Source organism: Bacillus sp. MUM 13, assembly GCF_001866725.1.
Taxonomy (GTDB): domain Bacteria; phylum Bacillota; class Bacilli; order Bacillales; family DSM-1321; genus Peribacillus.
On the sequence record NZ_MLYQ01000170.1, the window covers coordinates 1 to 3,849 of the forward strand.

General features: G+C 42.1%; 3 protein-coding genes. 2 read left to right on the plus strand and 1 reads right to left on the minus strand.

From position 1 onward, the window contains the following. The first annotated feature begins 468 nt into the window (after nt 1–468). Together BIV59_RS22495 and BIV59_RS22500 are read left to right on the plus strand one after the other, a co-directional pair. Nucleotides 469–2,574, plus strand: a complete 2,106-nt coding sequence (locus tag BIV59_RS22495; RefSeq protein WP_071353688.1) for a catalase — start codon at nt 469–471, stop codon at nt 2,572–2,574. A gap of 222 nt (nt 2,575–2,796) precedes the next feature. Continuing rightward, a complete protein-coding gene (locus tag BIV59_RS22500; protein WP_071353689.1) occupies nt 2,797–3,234 on the plus strand; it encodes a C40 family peptidase in 438 nt (145 codons plus the stop codon). A 161-nt stretch (nt 3,235–3,395) separates the two neighbouring features. Here the strand turns inward: BIV59_RS22500 and BIV59_RS22505 are convergent, their stop codons facing one another. Further along, nucleotides 3,396–3,689, minus strand: a complete 294-nt coding sequence (locus BIV59_RS22505) for an antibiotic biosynthesis monooxygenase family protein (protein WP_071353690.1) — start codon at nt 3,687–3,689, stop codon at nt 3,396–3,398. Between the last annotated feature and the right edge of the window lie 160 nt (nt 3,690–3,849).

The following is a 3,849-nucleotide window of genomic DNA, read 5'->3' on the forward strand; positions in this document are numbered from 1 at the left end:
CTCACCTTCCCGCTAATCCCGCAGGAGTCTCGCACCTTACGCTCCAATAAACCTGGTTTAACTGCGTGATCATTTCACAGAACATATTAAAAAACAATAATACTTAAGAAAAGAGCCTTTATCCAAGGAAAATCATTGATTTTAAAAAAGTTTTAATAGCTATGCCAGGATTTCTGCATTCACCGGAAAGTTTATATTCCACAATCAAGGGTAAGTGTTTAGTAGTTCTGTCTTTTACCTAGCAGGCACTATTTTGAGCAATATGCAGTACATATCAGCGTAAAGATATATCGCGTTTTTTACGGGCAGTAACATTCTCTTTAAGGACTGAGTTCTATCTAAGAGAGCAAGCAGAATTTATCTGTCTGGAAAAGTCCGATTAGTTTGAATCATCAGGGCGGATAAGAAATCTCTGATGTAGATAATGTTTTGTAAGCATTCACGAATATCCCAAGGAGGACACTAAGAGTGAAAAATGAAGATAAGCTTGAAAGAACAGTGAATGAAAACAGTAAAAATGAACAGCTGGAACCATACCGTTCTGATAATGACGGAAAAAAGCTTACAACTAATCAGGGTTTAAGAATAAGTGAGGATGAGCACTCTTTGAAAGCCGGAGTTCGCGGGCCGACTTTAATGGAAGACTTCCATTTCAGGGAAAAGATGACCCACTTTGACCATGAACGCATTCCGGAGCGCATTGTCCATGCCCGGGGTTACGGTGTACATGGGTATTTTGAAGTTTATGAGTCCATGGCTGAATATACAAAAGCTAAATTCCTGTCAGATCCTGCTGTGAAAACTCCGGTATTCTTAAGGTTTTCAACTGTTGCGGGATCACGCGGTTCAGGAGATACAGTCCGTGATGTGCGGGGATTTGCGACAAAGTTTTACACGGAAGAAGGAAACTATGACCTTGTCGGAAACAATATGCCTGTTTTCTTTATCCAGGATGCCATCAAATTTCCGGATCTTGTCCATTCCTTTAAGCCCGAACCTCATAATGAGATGCCTCAGGCTTCGACAGCTCATGATACATTTTGGGATTTTGTCGCCAACAATAGAGAATCGGCCCATATGGTGATGTGGGCGATGTCAGACCGTGCAATTCCCAGAAGCTACCGGATGATGGAAGGCTTTGGCGTTCACACATACCGCTTTGTAAATGAAGAAGGCAAGGCGCGTTTTGTGAAATTCCACTGGAAGCCTTTGCTTGGCGTACATTCTCTTGTATGGGAGGAAGCGCAGAAGATTGCCGGGAATGATCCCGATTTCCACCGCCGAGATCTTTGGGAAGCCATAGACAGCGGGAACTTCCCTGAGTTTGAGTTTGGCGTTCAAATGATCGATGAGGAAGATGAATTTAAATTTGACTTTGATGTCCTTGACCCCACCAAGCTTTGGCCGGAAGAAATTGTACCCGTTAAAATAATCGGGAAAATGACATTAAATAATAATGTTCATAATGTGTTTGCTGAAACAGAGCAGGCTGCCTTCCATCCGGGAAATGTGGTACCAGGGATAGACTTCACAAATGACCCGTTACTGCAGGGACGCCTTTTTTCTTACACAGACACACAGCTGCTCCGGTTAGGGGGCCCGAATTTTCATGAAATCCCGATTAATCGCCCTGTATGCCCATTCCATAACAACCAGTATGATGGTTACCATAGAATGACGATTAATAAGGGACCGGTGGCCTATCGAAACAATTCGCTTCAAGGCAATTATCCTGAGACATCAACAAAAGAAGAAGGCGGATATGAGCATTATCAGGAAAAAGTAGAGGGCAGGAAAGTGCGTCAGCGAAGTGAAAGCTTCAACGACCACTATTCACAGGCCAAGCTTTTCTGGAACAGCATGACAGATATAGAGAAAAAACATATCATTAAAGCCTTCCGCTTTGAACTAGGCAAAGTTAAAAGCAAGGATGTGCAGCAGCAGGTAGTGGACATGTTCAGCAATGTGGATGATTACCTTGCTGAGCAGATCGCAAAGGGCATTGGAGCAAAGGTACCGGCAAACAGCAAGGCGTCATCTGTAAGCGAATCATCTCCTGCGCTCAGCCAGCTTCATACTGTTAAATCTCCTGCCACAAGAAAAGCGGCCATACTGGCTGCTGACGGGTTTAATTATGAGGAGATAAAGAGTTTGAAGGATTCATTGAAAAAGGCAGGAGTAACAGCAGTGGTGATCAGTGAGAATCTGGGCATGATCAAGAGTTCGGATGGACAGGAGCTTGAAGTGAATCAGACATTCCTGACGAGCGATTCTGTATTATTCGATGCCGTGTATGCTGCGGGGGGGCAGGAAAGCGCAGAACGGTTAAAAACGGTCAAGGAGGCAGCCGCTTTTCTTAAGGATGCTTACAGCCATTACAAAACGGTTGGAGCAGCAAATGAAGGAACGGACTTGCTGGCATTTGCCGGTATAGAGATAGTTTCTCCTGAAAGTAAAGAGCCCCTGTCTGTTCCCGGGGTAATTGCTTCACGGAATGCAGAAGATCTGGCTGGATTAAACAAACAATTTATTGAAGGAATCGCCCAGCATCGCCACTGGGATAGAAAAATATAAAAGATAGAAAGTATGCCCTGTTTGAATAGCAGGGCATATTTTTTAATTGAATTTCAAGGATATATATTTAAAAAATGGTTTTATACCAGTTATTGCACTGCGATTCTACTAAATGGAGGATGTTCCTATTATTTGTAACGTAATTGTAATATTCCTGTGATGCCATTGTTATGCTATCCAAGTATGATATGTTTAGCTAATCACACCAGGGGGTATACAACTATGTTGAAGAAAATCATTGCAGCTTTGTCTTTGGCCGTCATTTTTAGTTCTGTTGCACCGGCAATGGGTGAGGCCGCTTACTATAATTCAAAAGCTATTTCGGTAGCTGAAAGCAATTTAGGGACAAAATATGTATGGGGCGGAACAACTCCGAGCGGATTTGATTGTTCAGGCCTTGTAAAATATTCATATAGCAAAGCAGGTAAAACACTTCCAAGAACAGCTTCTCAAATGTATAGAACAGGCAAGAAAGTCAGCTCGCTGGCACCTGGAGATTTAATGTTTTTCGCACCAAATAAAGCATCTAATCCTACTCATGTATCTATCTACATGGGAAGCGGAAAAATGATTCATGCAGCAACTTCTCACGGTGTGTCAATCACATATACTAGCAATTCATACTGGAAACCAAAATTTCTTGGCGCTAAGCGCATTTAATAGATTCAAAAAAAAGAACCCTCTGTGGTTCCTTTTTTTATGGAAAGGCTCTGTTAAACGAACGTTAATGTTGATACTTCATCAAAAGAAAAGAACCCATTTATGAGTTCTTCTTGTAGGCATCTTCTTCAACTACGTACCCGTTAGTTCAAGAACAACTATTAAAGTTTAACTTTCTCAAAATGTTCAACTATTGGAAATGGGTCATAAAAATTATGTAATTTCTTTTTCCATTCTTGATACTCGTTGGATTGTCTAAATCCAATTGTGTGGTCTTCTAATGTTTCCCACTGCACCAGTAGTAAATATTTTCCCTCAATTTCCATACAACGCTGTAATTCGTGAGATATATACCCTTTCATTGAAGAAATAATTTCTGATGCCTCACGAAATACTTCTTCATATTCTGCTTCCATACCTTCCTTAACTTGTAGCATAACAGCTTCCAATATCATTTAATTTCCCCCTTTTCGTCATTAAGGGATAGCCTTTTTAATATTGGCCGGCTGATTTCCACTGCAGGATGCTCGCTTTCCGCGGGGCGGGCGGTGAGCCTCATCTGCTGCGCCTGCGGGGTCTCACCTTCCCGCTAATCCCGCAGGAGTCTCGCACCTT